General features: G+C 73.1%; 1 protein-coding gene and 1 pseudogene. One reads left to right on the top strand and one right to left on the bottom strand.

Features of this window, described 5'->3' with window-relative positions:
- A pseudogene (locus ACFE67_RS07795) lies at positions 1-395 on the top strand (amino acid permease); the annotation flags it as partial.
- A 69-nt stretch (positions 396-464) separates the two neighbouring features.
- Here the strand turns inward: ACFE67_RS07795 and ACFE67_RS07790 are convergent.
- Positions 465-1,694, bottom strand: a complete 1,230-nt coding sequence (locus ACFE67_RS07790) for a kynureninase (protein WP_375406306.1) — start codon at positions 1,692-1,694, stop codon at positions 465-467.
- Positions 1,695-1,714: the final 20 nt, after the last annotated feature.

Here is a 1,714-nt window from a genome sequence, read left to right as displayed (position 1 = left end):
ACGACCCGCTCGTGCTGGTGCCGGTCGCCGATGTCAGCGGACGTACCGTCCTCGCGCTGCGCACGGCGATGCGACTCGGCGGACGGCTCGAAGCCGTCGCCGTCGCGAACGACCCCGAAGCCGCGAAGCTCCTGAGCGCTCAGTGGGAGAGATGGAACCCCGGCGTGCCCCTCACGGTGCTGCCCAGTCCCCACCGGAACCTCGTGGCACCGCTCGTCCACTACGTCCGATCGCAGGTCCGCAGCGGGGCCGACGTCACGGTGCTCCTCGCGGAGGTCGAGCCGAAACACCGTTGGCAGGAGATCTTCCACAACCAGCGAGGAACCGTGCTCGCCACCGTGCTCCGAGCTCAGACGGACGCCGTGATCGCGACCGTGCCATTCCGGCTCCACTGACTCTCGACTCCGGTCTGGACCGGCCGAGCACGGTCAGGAGGCAGACACGGCGATCAGGCACGACAGCGATCAGGTGCGTCGGAGCAGCTGCTCCTGCACCGCGTCCAGGCCCAGGTCGACCTCCGCGAACGATGTGCTGAGCGGCGAGAGCCCGATGCGCAGACCGTCGGGACCGCGGAAGTCCGGGATCACCCCGCGCGCCTGCAGCGCCGGGACGATCGCCTCGAACGCCGGGTGGTCGAGCGTCACGTGGCTGCCGCGCCGCATCGGGTCGCGCGGCGTCGCGAGGCGCACGCCGAGCGATGCCAGCTCGGCGTCGTAGCGGTCGATCACGAAGGCGGTGAGGCGCTCGGACTTCGCTCGCACCGCCGCGATGCCGACCTCGTCGATCACGGCGAGCATGTCCGCCAGCGGCAGCATCGCCAGGATCGACGGCGTCCCGGAGAGGAAACGGCGGATCCCGGCGTCCGGTGCGTACCGCTCCCCCATCGTGAACGGTGCGTCGGCGCCCATCCAGCCCTGGATCGGCTGACGGAGGCGGGGCAGCAGGTCGCGGTTCGCGTAGACGAACGCCGGGGAGCCCGGCCCGCCGTTCAGGTACTTGTAGGTGCAGCCGACGGCGAGGTCCACCGCCCAGGCGTCGAGCAGCAGCGGCAGCGCCCCGACCGAGTGGCTGAGGTCCCACACCGCGACCGCGCCGGCGGCGTGCGCCGCGGCGGTGATCCCCGGCACATCCGCGACATACGCGGAGCGGTATGCGACGTGGCTCAGCACGACGGCCGCGGTGCCGGGACCGACGACCGCCGCGACCTGCCCGGCGGTGACTCCCCCATCGTGCGGTGCCGGCAGCGGCACCAGGGTCAGGCCGAGCTCCGCGGCGATGCCCTGCAGCACGAACCGGTCGGTCGGGAAGTCGGCGGCGGCGTGCACCACCTCCGTGCGGGCGGGATCGAGCGCGACCGCGGCCCGGACCGCCTTGTACAGCAGCACGCTCGTGGAGTCCCCGACCACCGTCTGGCCGGGTGCCGCGCCGAGCACCACCCGGCCGAGCTCGTCGCCCAGCCGGACCGGCTCCTCCATCCAGCCCTCGTCCCAGCCGCGGATCAGCCGCCCGCCCCACCGCGTCCTGGCCGCGTACGCGAGGCGCGACGCCGTCTGCTCGAGGGGTCGCCCGAGCGAGTTGCCGTCGAGGTACGCGACGACCTCGCGCGGCAGCAGGAACCGGGAGCGAACCGCCGCCAGCGGGTCCGAGGCGTCGAGCGCCGCCGAGCGGCGATCCTCCGACTGCTCCTCCGACACGGACCCGAGGATCGCAGGGC

Origin of the sequence: uncultured Amnibacterium sp., from assembly GCF_964244015.1 — a bacterium.
Classification (GTDB): Bacteria; Actinomycetota; Actinomycetes; order Actinomycetales; family Microbacteriaceae; genus Amnibacterium.
This window is presented reverse-complemented; position numbering and strand designations above follow the sequence as displayed.